The 24,278-nt window shown below is 61.8% G+C and carries 20 protein-coding genes and 1 pseudogene; 14 read left to right on the top strand and 7 right to left on the bottom strand.

All coding sequences use genetic code 11. The features are described from left to right. Positions 1-22: 22 nt before the first annotated feature. Together BM403_RS29915 and otnI are read left to right on the top strand one after the other, a co-directional pair. A complete protein-coding gene (locus BM403_RS29915; protein ID WP_012723580.1) occupies positions 23-1,483 on the top strand; it encodes a GntP family transporter in 1,461 nt (486 codons plus the stop codon). 15 nt (positions 1,484-1,498) lie between these two features. Then, positions 1,499-2,284, top strand: coding sequence for a 2-oxo-tetronate isomerase (gene otnI, locus BM403_RS29910; RefSeq protein ID WP_012723581.1), 786 nt, complete (start codon positions 1,499-1,501; stop codon positions 2,282-2,284). A 301-nt stretch (positions 2,285-2,585) separates the two neighbouring features. On the opposite strand, the gene BM403_RS29905 is transcribed toward otnI, so the two are convergent. From BM403_RS29905 to BM403_RS29895, 4 genes and pseudogenes are all read right to left on the bottom strand, one after another. Then, on the bottom strand, positions 2,586-3,407 hold the full coding sequence (locus tag BM403_RS29905) for a DeoR/GlpR family DNA-binding transcription regulator (protein ID WP_046035749.1): 822 nt from the start codon (positions 3,405-3,407) through the stop codon (positions 2,586-2,588). Between the two features lie 85 nt (positions 3,408-3,492). Then, complete coding sequence (locus BM403_RS32730) at positions 3,493-4,260, bottom strand: methyl-accepting chemotaxis protein (RefSeq protein ID WP_370636901.1); 768 nt, start codon at positions 4,258-4,260, stop codon at positions 3,493-3,495. Positions 4,261-4,356: 96 nt separating this feature from the next. After that, positions 4,357-5,280: pseudogene (locus BM403_RS32725) on the bottom strand (cache domain-containing protein); the annotation flags it as partial. Positions 5,281-5,581: 301 nt separating this feature from the next. Beyond that, positions 5,582-6,472 (bottom strand): bestrophin family protein, encoded by an 891-nt coding sequence (locus tag BM403_RS29895; protein WP_012723584.1) that lies wholly within the window; start codon positions 6,470-6,472, stop codon positions 5,582-5,584. Between the two features lie 235 nt (positions 6,473-6,707). Between BM403_RS29895 and BM403_RS29890 the strand changes: the two genes are divergently transcribed. The 3 genes from BM403_RS29890 to BM403_RS29880 are packed head-to-tail and all read left to right on the top strand — an operon-like array spanning position 6,708 to position 9,099. Further along, positions 6,708-7,613 (top strand): hypothetical protein, encoded by a 906-nt coding sequence (locus BM403_RS29890; RefSeq protein ID WP_046035748.1) that lies wholly within the window; start codon positions 6,708-6,710, stop codon positions 7,611-7,613. Next, positions 7,598-8,644 (top strand): GGDEF domain-containing protein, encoded by a 1,047-nt coding sequence (locus BM403_RS29885; RefSeq protein ID WP_093546728.1) that lies wholly within the window; start codon positions 7,598-7,600, stop codon positions 8,642-8,644. Before BM403_RS29890 ends, BM403_RS29885 begins: the two co-directional genes overlap by 16 nt. After that, positions 8,641-9,099 carry a metallophosphoesterase family protein gene (locus BM403_RS29880; RefSeq protein ID WP_093546725.1) on the top strand — a complete coding sequence of 153 codons (459 nt, stop codon included), beginning with the start codon at positions 8,641-8,643 and terminating at the stop codon, positions 9,097-9,099. Before BM403_RS29885 ends, BM403_RS29880 begins: the two co-directional genes overlap by 4 nt. Positions 9,100-9,107: 8 nt before the next feature. Here BM403_RS29880 and BM403_RS29875 read toward each other — a convergent pair whose 3' ends face one another. Further along, positions 9,108-9,419 (bottom strand): ArsR/SmtB family transcription factor, encoded by a 312-nt coding sequence (locus BM403_RS29875; protein ID WP_093546722.1) that lies wholly within the window; start codon positions 9,417-9,419, stop codon positions 9,108-9,110. Between the two features lie 78 nt (positions 9,420-9,497). Between BM403_RS29875 and BM403_RS29870 the strand changes: the two genes are divergently transcribed. Both BM403_RS29870 and BM403_RS29865 read left to right on the top strand, forming a co-directional pair. Beyond that, complete coding sequence (locus tag BM403_RS29870) at positions 9,498-10,589, top strand: NADH:flavin oxidoreductase/NADH oxidase (protein WP_046035747.1); 1,092 nt, start codon at positions 9,498-9,500, stop codon at positions 10,587-10,589. A gap of 278 nt (positions 10,590-10,867) precedes the next feature. Beyond that, the gene (locus BM403_RS29865) at positions 10,868-13,003 is read left to right on the top strand and encodes a TonB-dependent siderophore receptor (RefSeq protein WP_093546719.1); all 2,136 of its coding nucleotides are present in this window, start codon (positions 10,868-10,870) and stop codon (positions 13,001-13,003) included. A 132-nt stretch (positions 13,004-13,135) separates the two neighbouring features. Here the strand turns inward: BM403_RS29865 and BM403_RS29860 are convergent, their stop codons facing one another. Then, entirely contained in the window at positions 13,136-13,858 is a 723-nt protein-coding gene (locus BM403_RS29860; protein ID WP_064052938.1) for a FadR/GntR family transcriptional regulator, read from the bottom strand. Between the two features lie 48 nt (positions 13,859-13,906). Further along, on the bottom strand, positions 13,907-15,643 hold the full coding sequence (locus BM403_RS29855; RefSeq protein ID WP_012723592.1) for an IlvD/Edd family dehydratase: 1,737 nt from the start codon (positions 15,641-15,643) through the stop codon (positions 13,907-13,909). A 193-nt stretch (positions 15,644-15,836) separates the two neighbouring features. On the opposite strand from BM403_RS29855, the gene BM403_RS29850 reads away from it, so the two are divergent. The 7 genes from BM403_RS29850 to araH all read left to right on the top strand — a co-directional run bounded on the left by BM403_RS29850 (position 15,837) and on the right by araH (position 24,277). Next, complete coding sequence (locus BM403_RS29850; RefSeq protein ID WP_012723593.1) at positions 15,837-17,159, top strand: MFS transporter; 1,323 nt, start codon at positions 15,837-15,839, stop codon at positions 17,157-17,159. 15 nt (positions 17,160-17,174) lie between these two features. Next, entirely contained in the window at positions 17,175-18,164 is a 990-nt protein-coding gene (gene araD1, locus BM403_RS29845) for an AraD1 family protein (RefSeq protein WP_012723594.1), read from the top strand. Between the two features lie 11 nt (positions 18,165-18,175). After that, the gene (locus BM403_RS29840) at positions 18,176-19,756 is read left to right on the top strand and encodes an aldehyde dehydrogenase (NADP(+)) (protein ID WP_093546716.1); all 1,581 of its coding nucleotides are present in this window, start codon (positions 18,176-18,178) and stop codon (positions 19,754-19,756) included. A gap of 16 nt (positions 19,757-19,772) precedes the next feature. Then, positions 19,773-20,636 carry an SMP-30/gluconolactonase/LRE family protein gene (locus BM403_RS29835; RefSeq protein ID WP_012723596.1) on the top strand — a complete coding sequence of 288 codons (864 nt, stop codon included), beginning with the start codon at positions 19,773-19,775 and terminating at the stop codon, positions 20,634-20,636. 74 nt (positions 20,637-20,710) lie between these two features. Further along, positions 20,711-21,715, top strand: a complete 1,005-nt coding sequence (locus tag BM403_RS29830; RefSeq protein ID WP_093546713.1) for a substrate-binding domain-containing protein — start codon at positions 20,711-20,713, stop codon at positions 21,713-21,715. Between the two features lie 57 nt (positions 21,716-21,772). Further along, on the top strand, positions 21,773-23,299 hold the full coding sequence (araG, locus tag BM403_RS29825) for an L-arabinose ABC transporter ATP-binding protein AraG (RefSeq protein ID WP_093546710.1): 1,527 nt from the start codon (positions 21,773-21,775) through the stop codon (positions 23,297-23,299). Positions 23,300-23,308: 9 nt separating this feature from the next. Further along, the gene (gene araH / locus BM403_RS29820; protein ID WP_064052942.1) at positions 23,309-24,277 is read left to right on the top strand and encodes an L-arabinose ABC transporter permease AraH; all 969 of its coding nucleotides are present in this window, start codon (positions 23,309-23,311) and stop codon (positions 24,275-24,277) included. Position 24,278 lies beyond the last annotated feature (1 nt).

The raw sequence follows: 24,278 nt of genomic DNA, 5'->3' as shown, positions 1-24,278 counted from the left end.
AATAACAACAGGACATTCTCGAATGAGCCCACTGATTTTGATGTTGACCGCCGGCGCGGGTATCGCGCTGCTACTGTTTCTGGTCCTCAAGTACAAATTCCAGCCGTTTGTCGCGCTGATGCTGGTGAGTATCGTGGTGGCGCTGGTGGCCGGGGTGAAACCGGCTGACCTGGTGGCGACGATCGAAGGCGGCATGGGCAAGACCCTTGGCCACATCGCAATCATCATTGCCCTGGGGGCGATGATCGGGCGGATCATCGAGCTGTCCGGCGGTGCCGAAGCCTTGGCCAAGTCGCTGATCGAGCGGTTTGGCAACAGCCGTACGCCGCTGGCGCTGACCATCGCCGGGTTCATCATCGGCGTGCCGGTGTTCTTTGAAGTCGGGGTGATTATCCTCATGCCGCTGGCCTACGGCGTGGCACGCCGGGCCCGCAAGCCGCTGCTGATGTTCGCGTTGCCGATGTGTGCGGCGCTGCTCACGGTGCATGCGTTCCTGCCGCCGCATCCGGGCGCCGTGGCCGCCGCCAGCCAACTGGGTGCCGACCTGGGCCGGGTGCTGATGTTCGGCCTGCCGATCACCGCGTTGCTGTGCTACGTCGGCTACCGCGTGGCGGGGCGCATGACGCGGCGCTTCTATCCGATGACCGATGACATCCGTGCCGAAGTCTATGGCCCCCACGTGACCAATGAAGACCTGCGGGCCTGGACCAACGGCAACCACCAGGCGGTGCAACCGAGCGCTGTGGCCGAGTCCCCTATGGGCCTGGAAGAGTCCACCAGCGCCATCGCCGCCAAGTTGCCGGCGGCGCCTGCGCCGGGGTTCGGGCTGATCGTCGGCCTGATCCTGCTGCCGATTGTCTTGATTCTGCTGGGTACCCTGGCCACCTCGCTGCTGCCGATCGAATCGACGTTGCGTGGGGTGATGACCGTGCTGGGCGCGCCGTTGGTGGCGCTGCTGATCGACACCTTGCTGTGCGCCTGGCTGCTCGGCTCGCGCCGTGGCTGGAGCCGCAGCCAGGTCTCCGACGTGATCGGCTCGGCGTTGCCGGGCGTGGCCATGGTGATCCTGATTGCCGGTGCCGGTGGGGTGTTCGGTAAAGTGCTGGTGGACACCGGGATCGGCGCGGTGGTCTCCGACATGCTGCGCACCACCGGCCTGCCGGTGCTGGCCCTGGGCTTCTTGCTGACCATGCTGTTGCGGGCGGTGCAGGGTTCCACCACAGTGGCGCTGGTGACCACCGCCGGTATCATCAGCCCGCTGATCGCCACCCTCAACCTGACGCCCAACCACCTGGCGCTGCTGTGCCTGGCCATGGGCGGTGGCGGGCTGGCCATGTCGCATATCAACGATGCCGGCTACTGGATCTTCACCAAGCTTGCCGGGCTCAACGTGGCCGATGGTCTGCGCACGTGGACGGTGATCACCACCTTGCTCGGCACCTTGGGTTTCGTGATTACATTGCTGATCTGGCCTTTTGTCTGATTTCCAGGAGTTCCTATGCCTCGTTTTGCTGCCAACCTGAGCATGCTTTACCCGCAATATGACTTTCTCGAGCGCTTCAGTGCCGCGAAGGCCGATGGGTTTGACGCGGTGGAGTACCTGTTTCCTTACGAGTACGACGCGCAGGTGCTCAAGCAGCGCCTGAGTGATAACGGCCTGGTGCAGGCGTTGTTCAACGCACCGCCCGGTGACTGGGCTGCAGGGGAGCGGGGCATCGCGAGCCTGCCGGGGCGTGAGGCCGAGTTTCGCAGCGGCTTCGACCGCGCGTTGGAATACGCCGCCGTGCTCGGCAATGACCGCGTGCACGTCATGGCCGGTTTGCTGCCCTCGGAAAACCTGCGCCAGCGCCATCAGGCCGTGTACCTGGAAAACCTCGCCTACGCCAGTGCGGCGGCGGCTGAGGTCGGCGTCACCGTGTTGCTGGAGCCGATCAACACCCGCGACATGCCGGGCTTTTTCCTCAACCGCCAGGACCAGGCCCACGCCATCTGCCGTGAAGTCGGCGCGCGCAACCTCAAGGTGCAGTTTGACTGCTACCACTGCCAGATCGTCGAAGGCGACTTGGCCACCAAGCTGCGCCGCGACTTCGACGGCATTGGTCATATCCAGATCGCCGGGGTACCGGACCGTCACGAGCCTGACCTGGGCGAGCTGAACTACGCGTACCTGTTCGAACTGATGGACCAGTTGGGCTATGACGGCTGGGTCGGCTGCGAGTACCGGCCAAAGGGCGACACCTCGGCGGGCCTGCAATGGTTGCGGGACTGGAAAGGGGCTCGATAGTCGACGAGCCTGTGCGTCGCTTTGGTTCAAAGGGGAAGGGGCGGTGCGACGATTCGACTTGCCCCTGATAGCGGTGTGTCAGCCGACACCTCTACCCGCAATGCCGCCGCCATCGAAGCCTCGCTAACGCTCGACATCTCCCACAGGGGACCAGCGGTGACCCACTTCCCACCTGCCAACCGAACTCAAATGTGGGAGGGGGCTTGCCCCCGATAGCTGTGTGTCAGCCAACACACCTGCCAACCCTGGCACCGCCATCGAAGCCTCGCTAAAGCTCGACCTCTCCCACAAAGGAAGGGCATCACGCCGGCAACGGATCACCTGGCAGCATCAATTCAATCCCTCGCTTGCGGATGCCATCCGCCGCCGCCGGCGCCAGGCCGTCGTCACTGATGATCACGTCGAACGGTTCCAGCCCGGCGATGCGGTACATGCTGAAGGTGCCGTACTTGGAACTGCTCGCCACCAGTACGACCTGGGACGCCGATTGCATTGCCACTTGCTTGACCTCGACTTTCAGCGCCGAGGGGGTGGTGATGCCTCGGTGCAAATCCCAGGAGCTGGTGGACACAAAGGCGATGTCCGTGACTACCTGGCGCAAGGTCGCCACCGCCAGCCCGCCGACCGAAGAATGGTTGTCATGGTCCAGTTGGCCGCCGGTGTGGATCACCGTGACCTGCGTCGCATCCATCAAGGCCTGTACGATCCCGAAGTCGTTGGTGACCACCGTCATCCCCGACAGCGCCTTGATGTAAGGGACGATCTCCAGGGTGCTGGTGCCTGCATCCAGGTACACCGTCATGTCCGCGTGCAGCAACCGCGCGGCCAGTCGTGCCATCGCCTGCTTTTGCGGCAATTCCACCACGGCTTTGGATTGATGGCTGGGCTCGCTGTGCAGCTGGCTGGCGATCCTGACCCCTCCGGTGACGGAGTACGCCCGGCCTTCCTGCTCCAGCAGTGCAATATCACGGCGCACGGTCATGTGCGAGCAGTCGAACATCTCCATCAACTGGTGCACGCTCATCACCTGATGCTTGCGCAACTGCCGCAGGATTTGTTCGCGACGCTGCTCGGGGATCATCGGGGTGCTGCTGTCGGCGGCCGTGTCCTTGGGGGTGGGCATTAAGGCTCCAAAGGTAAGGTGCGGGGGAGTGCGTGGCTATAGTAGCCAATACACGCCCCCGCAAGCGACCCCGGTGTGACGGCGGTTAGAACTTGAACCGCCCCACCAAGCCCTTGAGCTGACCCGAAATATCCGTCAACCGACCTGACCCGGTCTGCGCCGAGTGGGCGAATTCTTCAACCAATTGCGCATCGGCATGGATCTGCGCGATGTGCCGGTTGATCTCTTCGGCCACTTGGTGTTGTTCCTCGGCGGCCGTGGCGATCTGGGTATTCTGGTCGCGGATCGAGTCCACCGAGCCACGGATCTTGTCGAAGCTGTCGCGGGCCTGCTGGATGCGTTCCACGCTGGTGTGGGACACCTGCAGGCTGCCTTGCATCTGCTGCGTGACTTCCTGGGTGCGGCGGGCGAGGTTGCCGAGCAGGCTGTCGATTTCACCGGTGGAGTCGGCGGTGCGGCGCGCCAGGGCGCGGACTTCGTCGGCGACCACGGCGAAGCCTCGGCCCTGGTCACCGGCGCGCGCGGCTTCAATCGCGGCGTTGAGCGCCAGCAAGTTGGTCTGTTCGGCAATCGAACGGATGGTGTCGAGGATGGTGTTGATGTTTTTGCTGTCCTGCTCCAGCAGTTGCATGGTCTGGGTCGACTTCTGCAGGTCCTCGCTGAGTTTGAGGACGCTGCCGGTGGCTTCGCCGATGTGCTGCTGGCCGTCGTGCACGTCGCGGTAGCCTTCGTCGGCACTGGTGGCGGCGGCGCTGCAGGAACGGGCGACTTCGTTGGCGGTGGCCACCATTTCGTTGAACGCGGTGCTGACCAGCTCCACCGCTTCACGCTGGCGGCCGGCGGCCTGGTTCATATTGTGGGCGACTTCGCTGGTGTCGGCGGCGGCGGTTTGCAGGTCGGAAGAGGCGTTGCCGATGCGCTGCACCAGCTGCGCGATCATGCTCAGGAACTGGTTGAACCAGCCGGCCAGGCTGGCGGTTTCGTCCTTGCCTTGCACCTTGAGTTGGCGCGTCAGGTCGCCTTCGCCTTCGGCGATTTCTTGCAGGCCGTCGGCCACGCCGCGAATCGGGCGCACGATGACGCTGGCAAAACTGGCGCCGACAATCGCGAACACCAACGCCAATACTGCTGCGATGGCCGCGATCAACCAGGTCAGGCGGGTGGCGCCGGCCATCACTTCGTCGCGCTTGATCAGGCCGATAAACCGCCAGCCGAGGTCCTTGGAACTGACCATGTTGGCCATGTAGGCCACGCCATCAATGTCGATCTGGCTCACGCCGTCGCCGCGCTTGGCCAGTTCGGCGTAGTTGGGGCCCAGGTCGGCCAGGGGCTTGAAGTTGTGCTTGGCATCGCTGGGGTCGACCAGCACGTTGCCGTTGCCTTCCACCAGCATCAGGTAGCCGCTGTCGCCCAGCTTGATGTTGCGCACCAGCTCGGTGAGCTGCTTGAGCGACACGTCCAGGCCAACCACGCCGAGGATATTCCCGCTGCCGTCGGCGACGGTGTGTACGGTGCCGATCAGCGTCACATCGTCCGGCGCCCAATAGTAGGCGCCGGTGCGCACGGTTTTACCCGGCGCGGCGATGGCCGCCTGATACCAGGGGCGTACGCGCGGGTCGTAGTTGTTCAGTTTGGTGTCATCAGGCCAGCTGGCATAACCGCCGTCGGCGAGGCCCAAAGACAAGTAGGCGGTGCTCGGGTGGCTTTTGGCGAACTGGTCGAAAATCGCCAGCAGGTCTTTGTTGGTCTGGGTCAGGGGGATTTGCGCGGCGTCGGCGCCGGCGTAACTCTTGAGGTCCTTGGCCGCGACAACGCGCGGGTCCTTGGCGACGAAGTCGACGTTCTGGCTGATGCCGTCGAAGAACTGTTTCATGCCATTGTCGATCTGACGGATTTCGCGGCCGCTGCTGTCGAGGAAATTGGCCACGGCCCCCTCGCGCACATTCAGTACAACTAACACAGCGACCAAAATAACCGGGACGCACGCGATGGCGGCAAACGCCCAGGTCAGCTTTTGCTTGATATTCATGACTTCACCCGCGGGTATTTATATTTTTGGCAAGGAGAAAACAGTAGTGTCGAGCGTCGCATGTGTTGTTGTGAGGGGGATATGGCCCATGCGTACCCCCTGTATATCGACCGCGGGGGCAAGCACTTGAGGGCCGAGGGCAGGTTTAACCGATGCGCTCGCCACCGAGAGCGTCACGCTGCATCGACTGCAGGTTTTTCTCGATGGTTTCGCAGATGGTTTCCATCTGGATCTGGTGTTCGCTGGAGTTGAACGGGCTTTGCAGGTCGGTGCCGATGCGTTCGATGGCGAGCAGCATAAAACCGACCACCGTCGACGCCAGCGGGGTAAACCAACCCAGGGATTCCACCAGGCCCACCGGCACGATCAGGCAGAACAGCGAGATAAACAGCCGTGGGAAGTACACGTAAGGGTAGGGCAGTGGCGTGTTGGCGATGCGCTCCATGCCGCCCTGGGCGTTGGACAGATCCACCAGGGTCGACTCCAGCCGCGCCAGGCGGATGCTGTCCAGGTGCCCGGCCTTGTATTCCTTGGCCAGCAACGCCGCCGACCCGGTGAGTATGTCATTGGCAAAGTTATTGGTGGCACCGTTGCGCGCAAATTCCTCGGCCGGGATAAACGCCCGCACTTCTTCGGGGCATGGCTCGCCTTTAAGGTGGGCGGCCAGGCAATTCACGTAGGCCACATGGCGGCGCAGCAGGGTGGCCTTGACCGGGTTCACTTCGCCGTCGGGGTCGTCCAGCAGGGTCAGTACCTGGCGGGCAAAGCTGCGCGAGTTGTTGACCATCGCACCCCACAGGGTACGGGCTTCCCACCAGCGGTTATAGGCGCTGCTGTTACGGAAACTGATCAGCACCACCAGCGCCGAGCCCAGCAGGGTGAGCGGCATCAGCGGCAGATTGATCTTGGCGGTGAGAAACAGCATGAAGTCCACGGTGACGGCGACGTCCCACAGCAACAGCCAGAACAGCGCCCAGCCCACGTAGCCCATGGTCTTGATGATCAAACGGTATTTTTTGATGATGGCGGCTTTCAAACGAGGCCCTCGCGGCGAGCAGTAAGCAACAGTGCTAAAGCTCGGACGTCGGCTTGCGGGGAAGGTTCGCTGCGGCGACTGAAACGGTTAAGCCATCGAGGTCTTTTTGGAACAATTTTGGTAGCGACGGTGTCCTCTGCGCTAATCACGATAGATTGCGCTCAAGGCAAAACGCCATTATCGGTGCTGCAATTGAGATCAGTGAATCCAAGTTGTTTGATCAGGGCTCTTTCTCATGTGCAGTGGTTCGTTGAAGTTGGCGATAGAACAGTCGGCGCGGGCGTTTGAGCGTCATGTGGATTTTGAAGCGTGTATTCGTTCCCATTATTCGATTTTGTTGGAGTGCTATTCAAAAAGACCGTTTTTCTATAAGACCGCACTCAAGTTCAGTCGCTTGATGGTGTCCTTTACCTTATTGAGCACGTATTTCTCCAAGCCCGTTCCCTTACTGTCCGAGGTGAAGGCGTTTTGTGTGGCGCGCGGGTTCTGTTCCAGAAACAGCCTGGAGTCGATCTTCCTGCTGTTCAGGGCGCTGGGGTTCATGACGGTGTCCAGGCATCCGGATGACAGCCGTTTGCGGGTATTCAGCCCGTCATCCCAAGCCTGCGAGGAGATCCGGCGGATGCTCACCTCCGTGGTCGAGCCGCTGGGTGTGATGTGCTCGGGAACGGCGGTGTGCGGGTCAATGGGCGGGTTGGATGATCGCGCCTATCTGGCACGTTATTTCAAAGGATTTTCGGTCCTTCTCTCCCATAACGTGACCATCGACCTGTTGATGCCTGATTGTTATTGGCTGGTAAAACGCGATGCCGGGCATATGTTGATGCTGGCGATCTATAACGATGCGTGTGCGCTCGATAATCAAGGGGCAAGTTTCAGGTCTTCGTCCTACCTTTCCATCGCTGAGCAACTCTCGGTATCCAAGACCCACGTTATTCGTCTGGTTCAAGAGGGGGCCGACCGGGGCTATTTCAAGATTCATTCCAAGACATTGCTTGAAGTCCTGCCACCTTTTATGGTGTTGGTCAGGCGGTTTATGGCTTACTCGTTTGCGACCGGCCTCCACAGTCTTCAACTGAGTCATGCCGATAGCACACCGGCCACTCATTCACAGGGAGTGACGGGATGCCGGCTAATGTGAAGCTCAGGCCACGGATGCAAAGACTGTTGTCGCCCGCGATCGCCAAGGCTGAACTGATCGGGATTTTCGCCTGGCTGGCGGTGTTGCTGGTGGACCGCTGGGCGATGTTTGGCTGGCCGGTCGCGCTGGTCACGATCGGGCTGTGCGGGGTGTATGGGGTTCACCGAGTGGTGACTCATTATGTGCTGTGGCGGGCGCTAGGTGTGGCCTACATGGTGCTGCTGTCTGCGGGTTTTGCCTATGTGGTTCACGTCCATCCCGCGCTGCAGGTGTTTGCCTTGCCGCTGGCCGTGACCTTGGTGCTGAGCAGTGCAATCCTGTTTATCGTGGTTCAGGATTTTCTGGTCTGCGCCGCCTTGGTCTGGTTACTGACGTGGCCCAGCATTCAGATGAGCCTTTACGAAGGCGTCGATATCTACGTGTTTATCTTTTGTGCCGCGTCGGTGGCGATCGGCTTTATCTTGAATGTCTACTACCTGAAGAACCTGCGTTCGGTGTTAATGGTGGAGAGTGAGTTTAGGGAGTTGGCCGAGACCGATTACTTGACCTCCATCCTGAACCGGCGGGCCTTTATGGAGAGCTTTGCCAAACTGATTGCGGCCGGTGATACCGGCTACTTCATGATGCTGGATATCGACAGTTTCAAATTAAAGAATGACCAGTTCGGTCATGACGTCGGCGACAGGATTCTCTGCGCCATGGCCGCGTGCCTTAAATCCACCCCAGGCAGCCACAGTTTCGGCAGGATTGGCGGCGAAGAATTCGGAGTGTTGCTGGTGGGCGATGACCCTGGTCTCGCCACCGATTACGCGCTGCGCCTGCTGCAAGCGATCCGCAGCAGTGTCGCGCCGCCCCATGACTACACCTGCAGTGCGGGCATGACGCATTTTACGCTCGGGGCCGATATGTCGGCGGTTCTCAAGCGTGCCGACCGCAACCTCTACACCGCCAAGGGCAACGGCAAGGACCGCGTGTACCTAGATGGCGCGCGGGTGTCTCACGGTTCGATTTCCACCCCGGAGGCCCTATGAAAGTTGGCGTGATTTCCGATACCCATGGCCTGCTGCGACCTGAAGCCGTGGTGGCTTTGCAGGGATGTGAGCAGATCATTCATGCCGGCGATATCGGCAGCCCTGAGATTCTTCAGCAATTGGCGCAGATCGCGCCCCTGCACGTGGTGCGCGGCAACAATGACCAGGACGCGCCGTGGGCAGAGCAGGTGCCCGACCATCTGCTGCTGGATGTGGACGGATGGCGGACGTTGGTGGTGCATGACATCGCCGACGTACCCGCCTTACTCGACACGTCTACTCGGCTGGTGATCACCGGCCATTCGCACAAGCCCCTGATCGAATGGCGCGGCGCAATGCTGTATGTGAACCCCGGCAGTGCAGGGCGGCGGCGCTTCAAGTTGCCGGTGACGTTGGCGGTGCTGGAGGTGCAGGAGCTGACGATCGAGTCGCGGCTGGTTGCGCTGCTGGACTGAGCCGGGTTTTATTGTTGCGCCAGGATGCTCTGCAATAACCCCGGAAACCGTTCCTCAAGCACATCGCCGCGCAGTGAATTCATATGGGTAGTGCCCACGCTGCGGGTGTGTACCAGGCCGGCATCGCGCAGCACCCGGAAGTGATGGGACATGCTCGACTTGGGCCGCCCGCCATCCAATTCGCCGCAGGTGGCTTCGGGCACACCGGCCAGGCAACGCACGATTTCCAGGCGCACCGGATCACTCAGCGCATATAGCAGGCGCTCGAGGGTCAGGTCTTCCAGAGGGGGATGTTTAAAGGCTCGCATGAAACGAATCATAACAGGGGGGTATCATCGAATACCATAGTTCGATTACCATCGAACTATCGAATCATCCACTCGCTCCCGGAGTTCTCAATGTCCGCTTTGTTCGAACCGTTCAAACTCAAAGACGTCACCCTGCGCAATCGCATCGCCATACCGCCAATGTGCCAATACATGGCGGATGACGGCATCGTCAACGACTGGCACCTCGTGCACCTGGCCAGTATGGCGCGTGGCGGCGCCGGTTTGCTGGTGGTTGAAGCCACCGCTGTAGCGCCCGAGGGGCGTATCACCCCCGGTTGCGCCGGTCTCTGGAGCGACGCCCACGCCGAGGCCTTCGTGCCCATGGTCAAGGCCATCAAGGCCGCCGGCTCGGTGCCAGGCATCCAGATCGGTCACGCCGGTCGCAAAGCCAGCGCCAACCGCCCGTGGGAAGGGGACGACCATATGCCTGCCTCCGATGCGCGCAGCTGGGAAACCATCGCACCGTCGGCCATCGCCTTTGGTGCCAACCTGCCGCAAGTGCCACGCGCCATGACCCTGGACGACATCGCCCGTGTGCGCCAGGACTTCGTCGATGCTGCCCGCCGTGCCCGTGACGCCGGCTTTGAGTGGATCGAACTGCACTTCGCCCACGGTTACCTGGGCCAGAGCTTCTTCTCCGAGCATTCCAACCAGCGCACCGACGCCTACGGTGGCAGCTTCGACAACCGCAGCCGTTTCCTCCTGGAAACCCTGGCCGCCGTGCGTGAAGTCTGGCCGGAGAACCTGCCGCTGACCGCGCGTTTCGGCGTGATCGAATACGACGGCCGCGACGAGCAGACCCTCACCGAATCCATCGAACTGGCCCGCAACTTCAAAGCCGGTGGCCTGGACCTGCTGAGCGTCAGCGTCGGTTTTACCATTCCCGACACCAATATCCCGTGGGGCCCGGCTTTCATGGGCCCGATCGCTGAACGTGTACGTCGTGAAGCCGGTATCCCGGTGACGTCGGCCTGGGGCTTTGGCACACCGCAACTGGCAGAAGGCGCATTGCAGGCCGGGCATCTGGACCTGGTCTCGGTCGGTCGTGCGCACCTGGCTGACCCGCATTGGGCGTACTTTGCGGCCAAGGAACTGGGCGTGGAGAAATCCTCCTGGACCTTGCCTGCGCCTTACGCCCATTGGCTGGAGCGCTATCGCTGATCGGATCCTGACGTCGTATAGCAATCCAACTGTGGGAGGGGGCTTGCTTCCGATAGCAGTGTGGCAGTCACAACATCGGTGTCTGGCACACTGCTATCGGGCGCAAGCCCCCTCCCACATTGAGTTCGCATCAAACTTGCTGCTTATCGATACAAAGCTGTTACCTGAAAAATAATGAATGAGAATAGATGTCAAACGCGAATGGATTGGTATACCATCCCCGCGAATTTTTGGCAGGTTTGCCGCCCCTTCTGGCTCATTCACTAGGTTCAACATCCATGCGTCGTACCTTGATTTCCCTCTGTGTGCTTCAGGCATTTTCGCCTTTTACTTGGGCTGAGGTTGTCCCTGCCGACAAAGCCAGTCTTGAGCTGCAAGCCACCAATGTCACGGGCGAGGCGGACTACGAGACGGCTCAAGGGCCGGTCAAGGGCTACCACGCCACACGTTCAGCCAGTGCGACGCGCACCGACACCTCCATTCATGAAACCCCGCAGTCCATCACCGTGGTGTCCAAGGCCGTGGTCGACGACATCGGCGCCACTCGCCTGCAGGACGCGCTGGATTACGCCGGCGGTGTCGGGCGTGCGAACAACTTTGGCGGCCAGGGGCTGACCACGTTCACCGTGCGCGGCTTTACCACCGGCGAGTTCTACCGCAACGGTTTCCCGATCAACCGCGGTTACCCGAACATGCCGGACGCCAACACCATCGAGCGCCTGGAAGTGCTGCGCGGCCCGGCGACCATGCTCTACGGCCGTGGTGATCCCGGCGGCACCTTCAACGTGGTGTCCAAGCAACCGCTGGCCGAACCCACCGTCACCCTCGGCAGCCAGTTGGATGACCAGGGCATGCAGCGCGCCACGCTTGACGCATCGGGCCCACTGGACGAGCAAGGTCGCCTGGCCTATCGCCTGAACGTGGTGGGCGAGGGCGGCGATACCTTCCGTGATCATGTCGAAACCGAGCGCTACGGCGTGACCCCGGTCATCACCTGGCAAGCCACCGACGACACCAAGGTGATCTTCGAAGGCGACTTCATGCGTAACAACCACCCGTTGGACCGTGGCTTGACGCGGTACCCGAACCAAAAAGGTACGCCTTCGCGCGACACTTTCTGGGGGGATAAAGATGTCGGTAAATTGCACAACGACAACAACATGGCTCAGTTGCGTTTCGAACATATGCTCAACGACAACTGGACCCTGGGCGGCGGTATGCAATGGTTGGATGGCACGCTGCAAGGCAACGCGATTGAGGCCAATGGTACGACCAGCCTCAACGCTGACGGCCGCACGCTGCAACGCAACTTCAATTACCGTAAGTTGGAATGGACCGACAAGGACTACCAGCTCAACTTGACCGGGCACTTCTCTACCGGCGGTTTTGATCACACGTTGCTGACCGGTATCGAGTACGAGGACTACGACTACAAGTCGATCATCCAACGTTCCAGCGCTGCCGTGGGTACTTACCCGATTGATATCTTCGACCCGGTCTACGGCCAGGCGCGTCCACCGCTGACCCGCACGCCGACACATGACAAGGAAAACCTCAAAACCTACGCGGCGTTTGTCCAAGACCAAGTGGCACTGACCGAGCGTTTGAAAGTGTTGGCCGGTGCGCGTTTCGAACGGTTTGAGCACGATTACGAGAGTTACGTGCCAGGCACTAAAAGCTGGCAAGCCGCTGATAACGCCGTCACCCCACGTGTCGGTGTGATCTACGACCTCACCGACACCGTCGCGGTGTACGCCGACGCCGCGCGCTCGTTCAAGCCCAACACCGGCGCCAGCCGCCAGGGCGGCGGTTTTGCGCCGGAAAAAGGCAAATCCTACGAGATGGGCGTCAAGTGGGAAGCCCTGGATCGCCAGTTGAGCGTCGACGCTGCGATCTACCAGATCGAGAAGAAAAACGTGCTCACCACCGACCCCCAGGACTCGACCTTCAGCGTCGCCGCCGGCCAAGTGCGCAGCCGAGGTTTCGACCTGAACGTGACGGGCAATATCACCCCCGAGTGGCGCGTGATCGGCGGCTATGCCTATGTGGACGCCGAAGTCACCAAGGACAACACCCTGCGCACCGGCACCCGTTTGCTGAACATCCCGCGCAACAGCTTCAGCTTGCTTAACGTCTACGAATTCCAGGACGGCGCCCTCAAAGGCCTGGGCCTGGGGGCGGGCGGCAAATACGTGGATGAGCGCGCCGGGCAGACGTCCAACACCGCGTTCTCGATGGATGCCTACACCGTGGTGGACTTGCTCAGCTACTACAAGGTCAACGACAAAGTGCGCCTGAACCTCGACGTGAAGAACCTGTTCAACCGCGAGTATGAAGAAGGCGCGTTCGGCAACGTCTACGCCTACCCAGGCGAGCCGCGCACCGTGCAGGTCGGAATCGCCTACACGCTATAACGGTGTACACCGCTTCAATGTGGGAGGGGGCTTGCTCCCGATAGCGGTGGATCAGTCAACGCAATATTGACCGGTCTACTGCCATCGGGAGCAAGCCCCCTTCCCACATGGGGTCCTGGGTATGCCTTGGAGTCAGAGCGGCGTGAGCACGTTCATCACCGTATCCAACGCCACTCGCGTGTCATCCAGCTGCACCAGCGACGCATGCCGTGCCCCGAGGGCGTCACGGTTCTGGATCGCGGTGAGGATCGCCTTGTGCCGGGGCAGGCTCAGGCCCTGGATATCCGGGCGGCGGTTGGTGATGTTGATCGACTCGCGCAACGGCAACGACAGCATGTTGCACATATAAGCGAGCAGGTCGTTGCGGGTGGCATCGGCAATCGCGCGGTGAAAATCCAGGTCGGCCTGCAACAGGTCTTCGTGGGTCTTCGCGGTTTCCATGCCCCGGTAGGCCTGTTCAATGGTTGCGATGTCTTCATCGGTGGCGGTAGTCGCGGCCATTGCGGCGATTTCCGGTTCGAGGATGCGCCGCACACCCGCCAAGGTATTGAAGAACTCACTGTGGGGCGTGGACTGCATCAACCAGGACAACACGTCCGGGTCGAGCAGGTGCCATTTCAACCGGGGCCGCACCACCGCGCCCACCCGAGGCTTGGAATACACCAGGCCCTTGGCGCTGAGCACCCGCGTGGCTTCACGCAGCACCGAACGGCTGACCTTGTACTCCTCGCAGAGCGTGGCCTCCATGGGCAGCCGCTCTTCAGGCTTGAAGCGACCGGAAACGATGTGCATGCCCAAGTCCTGAACGATCTGGGCATGCTGGCTCTTGCGCGGCTTGGACGGCTGGTGATCCATAACGACAGGGAGGCTCTGACTTAAATTCGCGGCATCATAGCATCCCAATTAGTGGGAATGCCGGGGGACTTCGGCCCCACGGCACCCTACCAGGAAGTCAAAGTCACAGCCCTGGTCGGCCTGCAGCACATGGTCGATATACAGCTGGCGATAGCCGCCGACGATCAGGTTTTGTGGCGGTTTCAGGTCGGCCATGCGCGCCGCCAGCTCTGCGTCGGGGATGTCCAGGTGCAGACGGCCGTTGGCGCAGTCCAGTTCGATCCAGTCACCTTCCTTCACCGTGGCCAACGGCCCGCCGGCAGCGGCTTCGGGCGCCACGTGCAACACCACCGTGCCGTAGGCGGTGCCGCTCATGCGCGCATCGGAAATCCGCACCATATCCGTTACGCCCTGGGCCAGCAGCTTGGCCGGCAAGCCCATGTTGCCGACTTCGGCCATGCCTGGGTAACCCTTGGGCCCGCAGTTTTTCATCACCAGGATCGAGTTGGCGTCCACGTCCAGCTCCGGGTCGTTGATGCGCGCCTTGTACATGTCGAAATTCTCGAACACCACCGCGCGGCCACGATGCTGCATCAGCTCCGCGCTGGCGGCGGACGGCTTGAGCACCGCGCCCAACGGGGCGAGGTTACCGCGCAACACGCAAATGCCGCCGTCGGCGCGGATCGGGTTGTCGAGGGTGCGGATCACTTCGTCCTGGCCGTAGATCGGCGAGTCCTTGGTGTTCTCGCCCAACGATTTGCCGTTGACGGTCAGGGCATTCGGGTGCGGGATCAGGTTGGCCTCACCGAGGCGACGCAGCACGGCAGGCAGGCCGCCGGCATAGTAGAACTCTTCCATGAGGAAACGCCCTGACGGTTGCAGGTCGACGATGGTCGGCATGCCACGGCCGATGCGGGTCCAGTCGTCCAGGTCCAGTTCGACGCCGATGCGCCCGGCGATGGCTTTCAAGTGAATCACGGCGTTGGTCGAGCCGCCGATGGCCGCATTCACGCGGATCGCGTTTTCAAACGCTTCTTTGGTGAGGATTTTCGACAGTTTCAAATCTTCGCGCACCATCTCTACCGCCCGCATGCCGGACATATGCGCCAGCACATAACGCCGTGCATCCACTGCCGGGATCGCCGCGTTGTGGGGCAGGGAGGTGCCCAATGCCTCGGCCATGCAGGCCATGGTCGACGCGGTGCCCATGGTGTTGCAGGTGCCCGCCGAACGCGACATGCCGCCCTCGGCCGCGAGGAAGTCGTCCAGGGTGATGGTGCCGGCCTTGACCTGTTCACTTAATTGCCACACCACGGTGCCGGAGCCGATGTCCTGGCCCTTGTGCTTGCCGTTGAGCATCGGCCCACCGGTCACGACGATGGCCGGTACGTCGCAACTGGCGGCGCCCATCAGCAGGGCGGGGGTGGTCTTGTCGCAGCCGGTCAGCAGCACCACACCGTCAATCGGGTTGCCGCGAATGGCTTCTTCCACGTCCATGCTCGCCAGGTTGCGCGTGAGCATCGCAGTGGGGCGCAGGTTGGATTCGCCATTGGAGAACACCGGGAACTCAACCGGGAAGCCACCGGCCTCGATCACGCCACGCTTGACGTGCTCGGCGATCTGGCGGAAATGCGCGTTGCACGGGGTCAGCTCCGACCAGGTGTTGCAGATACCGATGATCGGCTTGCCATGGAACTGATGGTCGGCAATGCCCTGGTTCTTCATCCAGCTGCGGTACATGAAACCGTTTTTGTCGGCGGTACCAAACCACTGGGCGGAGCGTAGGCCGGGCTTTTTATCAGACATGATCGATTCTCTTATTGTATGACTATATGTTCTATGCGTGCTTAAACATAAGCGCAAAATCGATGCTTTGGAAGAGTTGTTTTGCAAATAGTCCTACTATATAGTCGGTCTCAACTGAGGTATGACCCTGGCGGATTTTCGCGAGAGGCGTCCCCCGAGCTTCTATAAAAACAACAATCGGAGATCGACCCCCATGAGCCAGGAACTGCGGCTTATTCGGCGCATCACGCTGAAACTGATTCCCTTCCTGATCCTGCTGTACCTGATCGCCTACGTGGACCGCTCCGCCGTGGGCTTCGCCAAATTGCACATGGGCGCCGACGTGGGTATCGGTGACGCCGCCTACGGCCTGGGCGCGGGGTTGTTCTTCATTGGCTACTTCCTGTTCGAGATCCCCAGCAACCTGATGCTCGACCGCTTCGGCGCGCGGCGCTGGTTTGCGCGGATCATGATCACCTGGGGCGCCATCACCATCGGCATGGCCTTTGTACAGGGCCCGCACAGCTTCTACGTGATGCGCTTTCTGCTCGGCGCGGCGGAGGCGGGGTTCTTTCCGGGCGTCCTGTACTACATCACCCAGTGGTTCCCGGTGCGTCATCGCGGCAAGATCCTCGGGCTGTTCATCCTGTCGCAACCCATCGCGATGATGATCACCGGCCCGGTGTCCGGCGGTTTGCTGGGCATGGACGGCATCCTTGGCCTGCACGGCTGGCAGTGGCTGTTCATCGTCATCGGCACCCCGGCGATCCTGCTGACCTGGCCGGTGCTGCGCTACTTGCCGGACGGCCCCAAGCAGGTCAACTGGATGAGCGATGACGAAAAGGCTTGGCTCACCGGCGAACTGGCTAAAGACCTGCAAGCCTACGGCCAGACTCGTCACGGCAACCCGCTGCATGCCCTGAAAGACAAGCGCGTGCTGCTGCTGGCGCTGTTCTACCTGCCGGTGACCCTGAGCATCTACGGCCTGGGCCTGTGGCTGCCGACCCTGATCAAGCAATTCGGCGGCAGCGACCTCACCACCGGCTTTATCTCGGCCGTGCCGTATATCTTCGGCATCATCGGCCTGCTGATCATCCCGCGCAGTTCCGACCGTTTGAATGACCGCTACGGCCACCTCGCCGTGCTCTATGTGCTCGGTGCCATCGGCCTGTTCTTCAGTGCCTGGCTGAGTGTGCCGGTGCTGCAAATGGCGGCGCTGTGCCTGGCGGCGTTCGCGATGTTTTCCTGCACGGCGGTGTTCTGGACCCTGCCGGGGCGCTTCTTTGCCGGCGCCAGTGCGGCGGCGGGCATTGCCTTGATCAACTCGGTGGGCAACCTCGGCGGCTACATTGGCCCGTTCGTGATCGGCGCGCTCAAGGAATACACCGGCAACCTGGCTTCGGGCTTGTACTTCCTGTCCGGGGTGATGGTGTTCGGGCTGCTGCTGACCTTCGTGGTCTACCGTGTGCTTGAGCGCAAGCACGTATTGCCTGCCGACCAGTTCGCCGCCAGCGCCCGTGGCGCCACACGTACTTAATCTGGGAGAAGTTTCATGCGTTTAGTTCAGTTCGAATTGCACAACGGTGAGCGCCGCGTCGGCGTGGTGGAAGGCAGCACATTGCGTGAAGTGAACACGGCGCGCAGCGTACGCGAACTGGCCCTGGCCGCCATCGAGGCAGGTATCAAGTTGCAGCAGCAGGTCGAGACCCTCGGCCTGGGCGACAGCCATGACTACGCCGCACTGCTGGCCGACCTGAGAGTCCTGCCGCCGCTGGATCACCCGGACCCGGCCCATATGCTGATCAGCGGCACCGGCCTGACTCACCTGGGCAGTGCCTCGGCACGCGACAAAATGCACCAGGCCGGTGACGACACCGCACTGACCGACACCATGCGCATCTTCAAATGGGGCGTCGAGGGCGGCAAGCCCGCAGCCGGCCAAGCCGGTGTGCAGCCGGAGTGGTTCTACAAGGGCGATGGCAGTATCGTCGTGCGCCCTGGCGAAGCCTTCCCGGTGCCGCCATTTGCCGAAGACGCCGGTGAAGAACCGGAAATTGGCGGCCTTTACGTCATCGGCCCGGACAGCAAGCCCTATCGCCTCGGCTTTGCGGTAGGCAACGAGTTCTCCGACCACATCATGGAGCGCAAGAACTACCTGTACCTGGCCCACTCCAAACTGCGCAGCTGCAGCTACGGTCCCGAGCTGCGCGTGGGCGAATTGCCCCAACACCTGGCCGGCACCAGCCGTATCCTGCGTAACGGCGAGGAAATCTGGCGGAACGAATTCCTCAGTGGCGAGGCCAATATGTGCCACAGCCTGGAAAACCTCGAATACCACCACTTCAAATACCGTCAGTTCCTCAAGCCCGGCGATGTGCATATTCATTTCTTCGGCACCGCCACGCTGTCATTCGCCGACGGTATACGTACCCAACCGGGCGATGTGTTCGAGATCAGCCAAGCCGAGTTCGGCGCGCCGCTGGTCAACCGTGTCGGCAGTGCCGATGCGGCCTTTGAACCCGGTAACGTCATCACCCTTTAAAGGAGACCCCCATGACCCAGTTCCTCGGCCACAACTACATCGGCGGCCAGCGCAGCGCCAACGGCAGCGTCAAGCTGCAAAGCGTCGACGCAGCCACCGGCGAAGCCTTGCCCCAGGACTTCTACCAGGCCACCCCGCAGGAAGTCGACGCCGCCGCCAAGGCCGCCGCGCAGGCCTATCCCGCGTACCGCGCCTTGAGTGCGGCGCGTCGCGCGCAGTTTCTGGACGCGATCGCAGACGAACTGGATGCCCTGAGCGATAACTTCATTGAATTGGTCTGCCGCGAAACCGCATTGCCGGCCGCGCGTATCAAGGGCGAGCGCGGGCGTACCAGTGGCCAGATGCGCCTGTTTGCCACCGTGTTGCGTCGCGGTGATTTCTACGGCGCGCGCATCGACAAAGCGTTGCCCGATCGCCAACCGCTGCCACGTCCGGACCTGCGCCAATACCTCATCGGCCTGGGCCCGGTCGCGGTGTTTGGCGCGAGCAATTTCCCCCTGGCGTTTTCTACGGCGGGCGGCGACACCGCCGCAGCGCTGGCCGCAGGTTGCCCGGTCGTGTTCAAGGCTCACAGCGGCCACATGGCCACGGCGGAACAGGTCGCCAATGCGATCATCCGTGCCGCCGAGGCCACCGAGATGCCGGCCGGCGTATTCAATATGATCTTCGGCGGTGGCGTCGGTGAAGCGCTGGTCAAGCACCCGGCGATCCAGGCGGTCGGCTTTACCGGTTCGCTCAAGGGCGGTCGTGCGTTGTGCGATATGGCCGCGGCGCGCCCGCAACCGATCCCGGTGTTTGCCGAGATGTCGAGCATCAACCCGGTGATCGTATTGCCCCAGGCGTTGCAGGCCAGGGCCGACACCGTTGCCCGCGACCTCACCGCCTCGGTGGTGCAAGGCTGTGGCCAGTTCTGCACCAACCCTGGCTTGGTGATCGGGATTGCTTCGCCAGCCTTCACCGCGTTCACCCAACAGGTGGCGCAACTGATCGGCGAGCAACCGGCGCAAACCATGCTCAATGCCGGCACCCTGAGCAGCTACGGCAAAGGCCTGGAAAAACTCCTGGCGCACCCCGGCATCCAGCACCTGGCGGGCAATGCCCAGGCAGGCAACCAGGCGCAGCCGCAGCTGTTCAAGGCGAATGTGGGCTTGTTGATCGACGGCGATGACGTGCTGCAGGAAGAAGTTTTCGGCCCCACCACCGTGTTTGTCGAAGTGGCTGACCAGGCGCAACTCAGCGCTGCCTTGCATGGCCTGCACGGCCAACTCACCGCCACGATCATTGGCGAGCCGGGCGACTTTCAGCAGTTCGCCGAACTCACGCCACTGCTCGAACAGAAAGTCGGGCGCATCCTGCTCAACGGTTACCCGACCGGTGTGGAAGTCTGCGATTCGATGGTTCACGGCGGGCCGTACCCGGCGACGTCGGATGCCCGTGGCACTTCGGTGGGCACCCTGGCCATCGACCGTTTCCTGCGCCCGGTGTGCTTCCAGAACTACCCGGACAGCCTGCTGCCCGACGCGTTGAAAAACGCTAACCCGTTGCGGATCCAGCGGCTGGTGGATGGCACGCCATCGCGCGATTCGTTGTAAAAAACCAGGAGGCGTCATGTCGTGTACCGCCGTCACCGCGCACCGCGCGCAACTGGGGGAGGGCCCGTTCTGGGACGTGCCCACCCAGGCCCTGTATTGGGTCAACATTGCCGGCAAACAGGCGCTGCGCCTGATGGGCGGGCAGTTGCAGATCTGGCAGTTGCCCGAGCATGTCTCGGCCTTTATCCCGTGTGAAAGCGGCGATGCGTTAGTGACCTTGAGCAGCGGCGTGTACCGGCTGGACCTGGCCACCGAGGCCCTGACCTTGCTGTGCGTGGCCGACCCGCATACGGGCAACCGTGGCAATGAAGCGCGCTGCGATGCCCAGGGCCGGCTGTGGCTGGGCACCATGCAGAACAACATCGGCGAACACGGTGAAGACGTGCCGATCACCCGACGTTCCGGCGGCCTGTTTCGCATCGATGCCGATGCACAGGTGACGCCGTTGCTGAGCGGGCTGGGCATTCCCAACACCTTGCTGTGGAGTGATGACGGCTGCCAGGTGCATTTCGGCGACAGCCTGGATGGCACGCTGTACCGGCATGCGATCCACGCGGACGGCCAGCTCGGTCCGGCGCAAACGTGGTTTGGTCCACACGAGCGCGGCGGGCCGGACGGCTCGGCGATGGATGTTGAAGGCTACCTCTGGAACGCGCGCTGGGACGGCAGTTGCCTGCTGCGCCTCACGCCCGCAGGAGAGGTGGACCGCATCATCGAACTGCCCGTCAGCCGTCCCACCAGTTGCGTATTCGGTGGCCCCAACCTCACCACCCTGTATATCACCAGCGCTGCCAGCCCATTGGATCACCCCCTGGATGGTGCGGTATTGGCCATCGAGGTCGACGTGCCAGGCAAACCCTGTCACCGCTTTGCCGGATAACCCTAATGGGAGTGGGTTCCTTGCCAGCCCGCTTCTAGAGTTCTACCTAAAAACAACAACAAGGAGTCACCCGTATGAATCGTCGTCGTGGTATCCGTTCCCTGTGCTGCGCCGCTGTGGCGGTCTCGGCCATGAGCCTGAGCGGGCTGTTGCTGGCCGCTGAAGAAGTGAAGATCGGTTTTCTGGTCAAGCAGGCTGAAGAGCCGTGGTTCCAGACCGAGTGGGCGTTTGCCGAAAAAGCCGGCAAGGAACATGGCTTCACTGTGATCAAGATCGCCGTGCCCGATGGCGAGAAAACCCTCTCGGCCATCGACAGCCTGGCGGCCAACGGCGCCAAGGGTTTTGTGATCTGCCCGCCGGACGTGTCCCTCGGCCCGGCCATCGTCGCCAAGGCCAAAGCCAATGGGCTGAAAGTCATCGCCGTGGACGACCGCTTCGTCGACGCCAAGGGCGCCTTCATGGAAGACGTGCCGTACCTGGGCATGGCCGCCTTCGAAGTGGGCCAGAAGCAGGGCGCGGCCATGGCGGCTGAAGCGAAAAAACGTGGCTGGGACTGGAAAGACACCTACGCCGTGATCAACACCTTCAACGAACTCGACACCGGCAAGAAACGCACCGACGGCTCGGTCAAGTCCCTGGAGGAAGCCGGCATTCCCAAGGATCACATCCTGTTCACCGCCGCCAAGACCCTGGATGTACCGGGCAGCATGGACGCCACCAACTCGGCCCTGGTCAAGCTGCCCAGCGGCGCGAAAAACCTGATCATCGGCGGCATGAACGACAACACCGTACTCGGCGGCGTGCGCGCCACCGAAAGCGCCGACTTCAAAGCCGCCAACGTGATCGGTATCGGCATCAATGGCACCGATGCCATCGGCGAACTGAAGAAACCCAACAGCGGCTTCTTCGGCTCCATGCTGCCTAGCCCACATATCGAGGGCTACAACACGGCGCTGATGATGTACGAGTGGGTCACCAAAGGCACCGAGCCACCGAAGTACACCGCCATGGACGAAGTGACCCTGATCACCCGCGAGAACTTCAAGGAAGAACTGACCAAGATCGGGTTGTGGAACTGAGTGTTTGGCATGGCGGCCCCCACAACGGGGCCGCCGGTTTGGTGTGACGAGGTGGTTATGCACGCGCAATTACAGACACACAACGCTGCTGCCCAGTTGAGCTTCAACGGCATCGGCAAAACCTTTCCTGGGGTCAAGGCGCTGGATGGCATCAGCTTCACCGCCTACCCAGGGCAAGTGCACGCCTTGATGGGCGAAAACGGCGCGGGCAAGTCGACGCTGCTGAAAATCCTCGGCGGTGCTTATATCCCCAGCAGTGGCACGCTGCAGATCGGCGAGCAGACCATGGCCTTCAAAAACGCCGCCGACAGCATTGCCAGCGGCGTGGCGGTGATCCACCAGGAACTGCACCTGGTGCCGGAAATGACCGTGGCCGAGAACCTGTTCCTCGGGCATTTGCCGTCGCGTTTCGGTGTGGTCAATCGCAGCCTGTTGCGCCAGCAGGCACTGGCCTGCCTTAAAGGCCTGGCCGATGAAATCGACCCGCAGGAAAAGCTCGGCCGCCTGTCCCTGGGCCAGCGCCAACTGGTGGAAATTGCCAAGGCGCTGTCCCGTGGTGCCCATGTGATTGCCTTTGACGAACCCACCAGCAGCCTCTCGGCGCGCGAGATCGACCGCTTGATGGCGATCATCACGCGCCTGCGCGACGAGGGCAAAGTGGTGCTCTACGTGTCCCACCGCATGGAAGAGGTGTTCCGCATCTGCAACGCCGTGACGGTGTTCAAGGACGGCCGCTACGTGCGCACCTTCGATGACATGAGTGCGCTGACCCACGACCAGTTGGTCACCTGCATGGTCGGCCGCGATATCCAGGACATCTACGACTACCGTCCGCGTGAACAGGGCGAAGTGGCGCTCAAGGTCGACGGTTTGCTCGGCCCAGGCCTGCGTGAGCCGATCAGTTTCAATGTGCGCAAAGGCGAGATCCTCGGCCTGTTCGGGCTGGTGGGCGCCGGACGTACCGAGTTGTTCCGCCTGCTCAGCGGCCTGGAACGTGCCAGCGCCGGTCAACTGGAACTCTGCGGGCAAGCCTTGCAACTGCGCTCACCGCGCGATGCCATCGCCGCCGGTGTGCTGCTGTGCCCGGAAGACCGCAAGAAGGAGGGCATCATTCCGCTGTCCAGCGTGGCCGAGAACATCAATATCAGTGCGCGCGGTGCTCATTCCACGTTCGGCTGGCTGCTGCGTGACGGCTGGGAAAAACGCAACGCCGACCAGCAGATCCAGGCGATGAAAGTCAAAACGCCGAATGCGGCGCAGAAAATCATGTACCTGTCCGGCGGCAATCAGCAGAAGGCGATCCTGGGACGCTGGCTGTCGATGCCGATGAAAGTCCTGCTGCTGGACGAACCCACGCGTGGCATCGATATCGGCGCCAAGGCCGAGATCTACCAGATCATCCATAACCTCGCGGCCCAAGGCATTGCGGTCATCGTAGTGTCCAGCGACCTGATGGAAGTGATGGGTATCTCCGACCGCATCCTGGTGCTGTGCGAAGGCGCGATGCGCGGCGAACAAACCCGCGAACACGCCACTGAATCCAACCTGCTGCAGCTGGCTTTGCCGCGTAGCCTGGCGAACTGAGAGACGATCATGACAATCCAAAACAATGCGCTGCCGACCGCGCGCAAACCCCTGGACGTGCGTGCACTGCTGGACAACTGGGCCATGCTGCTGGCGGCGGTGAGCATCTTTTTGCTCTGCGCCTTGCTCATCGATAACTTCCTCTCCCCATTGAACATGCGCGGGCTGGGCCTGGCGATTTCCACCGTGGGCATTGCCGCCTGCACCATGCTGTTCTGCCTGGCGTCGGGGCACTTCGACTTGTCGGTGGGCTCGGTGATTGCCTGCGCCGGGGTGGTCGCGGCGATTGTGATGCGCGATACCGACAGCGTCATGCTGGGCATCGGCGCCGCGCTGCTGATGGGCCTGGTCGTGGGGCTGATCAACGGCATCGTGATCGCCAAGCTGCGGGTCAACGCGTTGATCACCACCTTGGCGACCATGCAGATCGTGCGCGGCCTGGCGTACATCTTTGCCAACGGCAAGGCGGTGGGGGTGTCCCAGGATCAGTTCTTTATCTTCGGCAACGGCCAACTGCTGGGCGTGCCGGTGCCGATCATCATCACGATCCTGTGCTTCATGTTTTTCGGCTGGTTGCTCAACTACACCACCTACGGGCGCAACACTATGGCCATCGGCGGCAACCCGGAAGCGGCGTTGCTCGCGGGGGTGAACGTCGACCGTACCAAGATCCTGATCTTTGCCGTACACGGTGTGATCGGCGCATTGGCCGGGGTGATCCTGGCGTCACGCATGACCTCGGGCCAGCCGATGATCGGGCAGGGTTTTGAACTGACCGTCATCTCGGCCTGCGTGCTGGGCGGGGTGTCGTTGAGCGGTGGGGTCGGGATGATCCGTCATGTGATCGCCGGGGTGTTGATTTTGGCGATCATCGAGAATGCGATGAACCTGAAGAACATCGACACCTTCTACCAGTACGTGATCCGTGGCTCGATCCTGCTGCTGGCCGTGGTCATCGACCGCATGAAACAACGCTGAG

This window comes from Pseudomonas sp. OV546, from assembly GCF_900116845.1.
Taxonomy (GTDB): domain Bacteria; phylum Pseudomonadota; class Gammaproteobacteria; order Pseudomonadales; family Pseudomonadaceae; genus Aquipseudomonas; species Aquipseudomonas petroselini.
The sequence above is the reverse complement of the archived record's forward strand: the minus strand, read 5'-3'. Positions and strand labels throughout refer to the sequence as shown.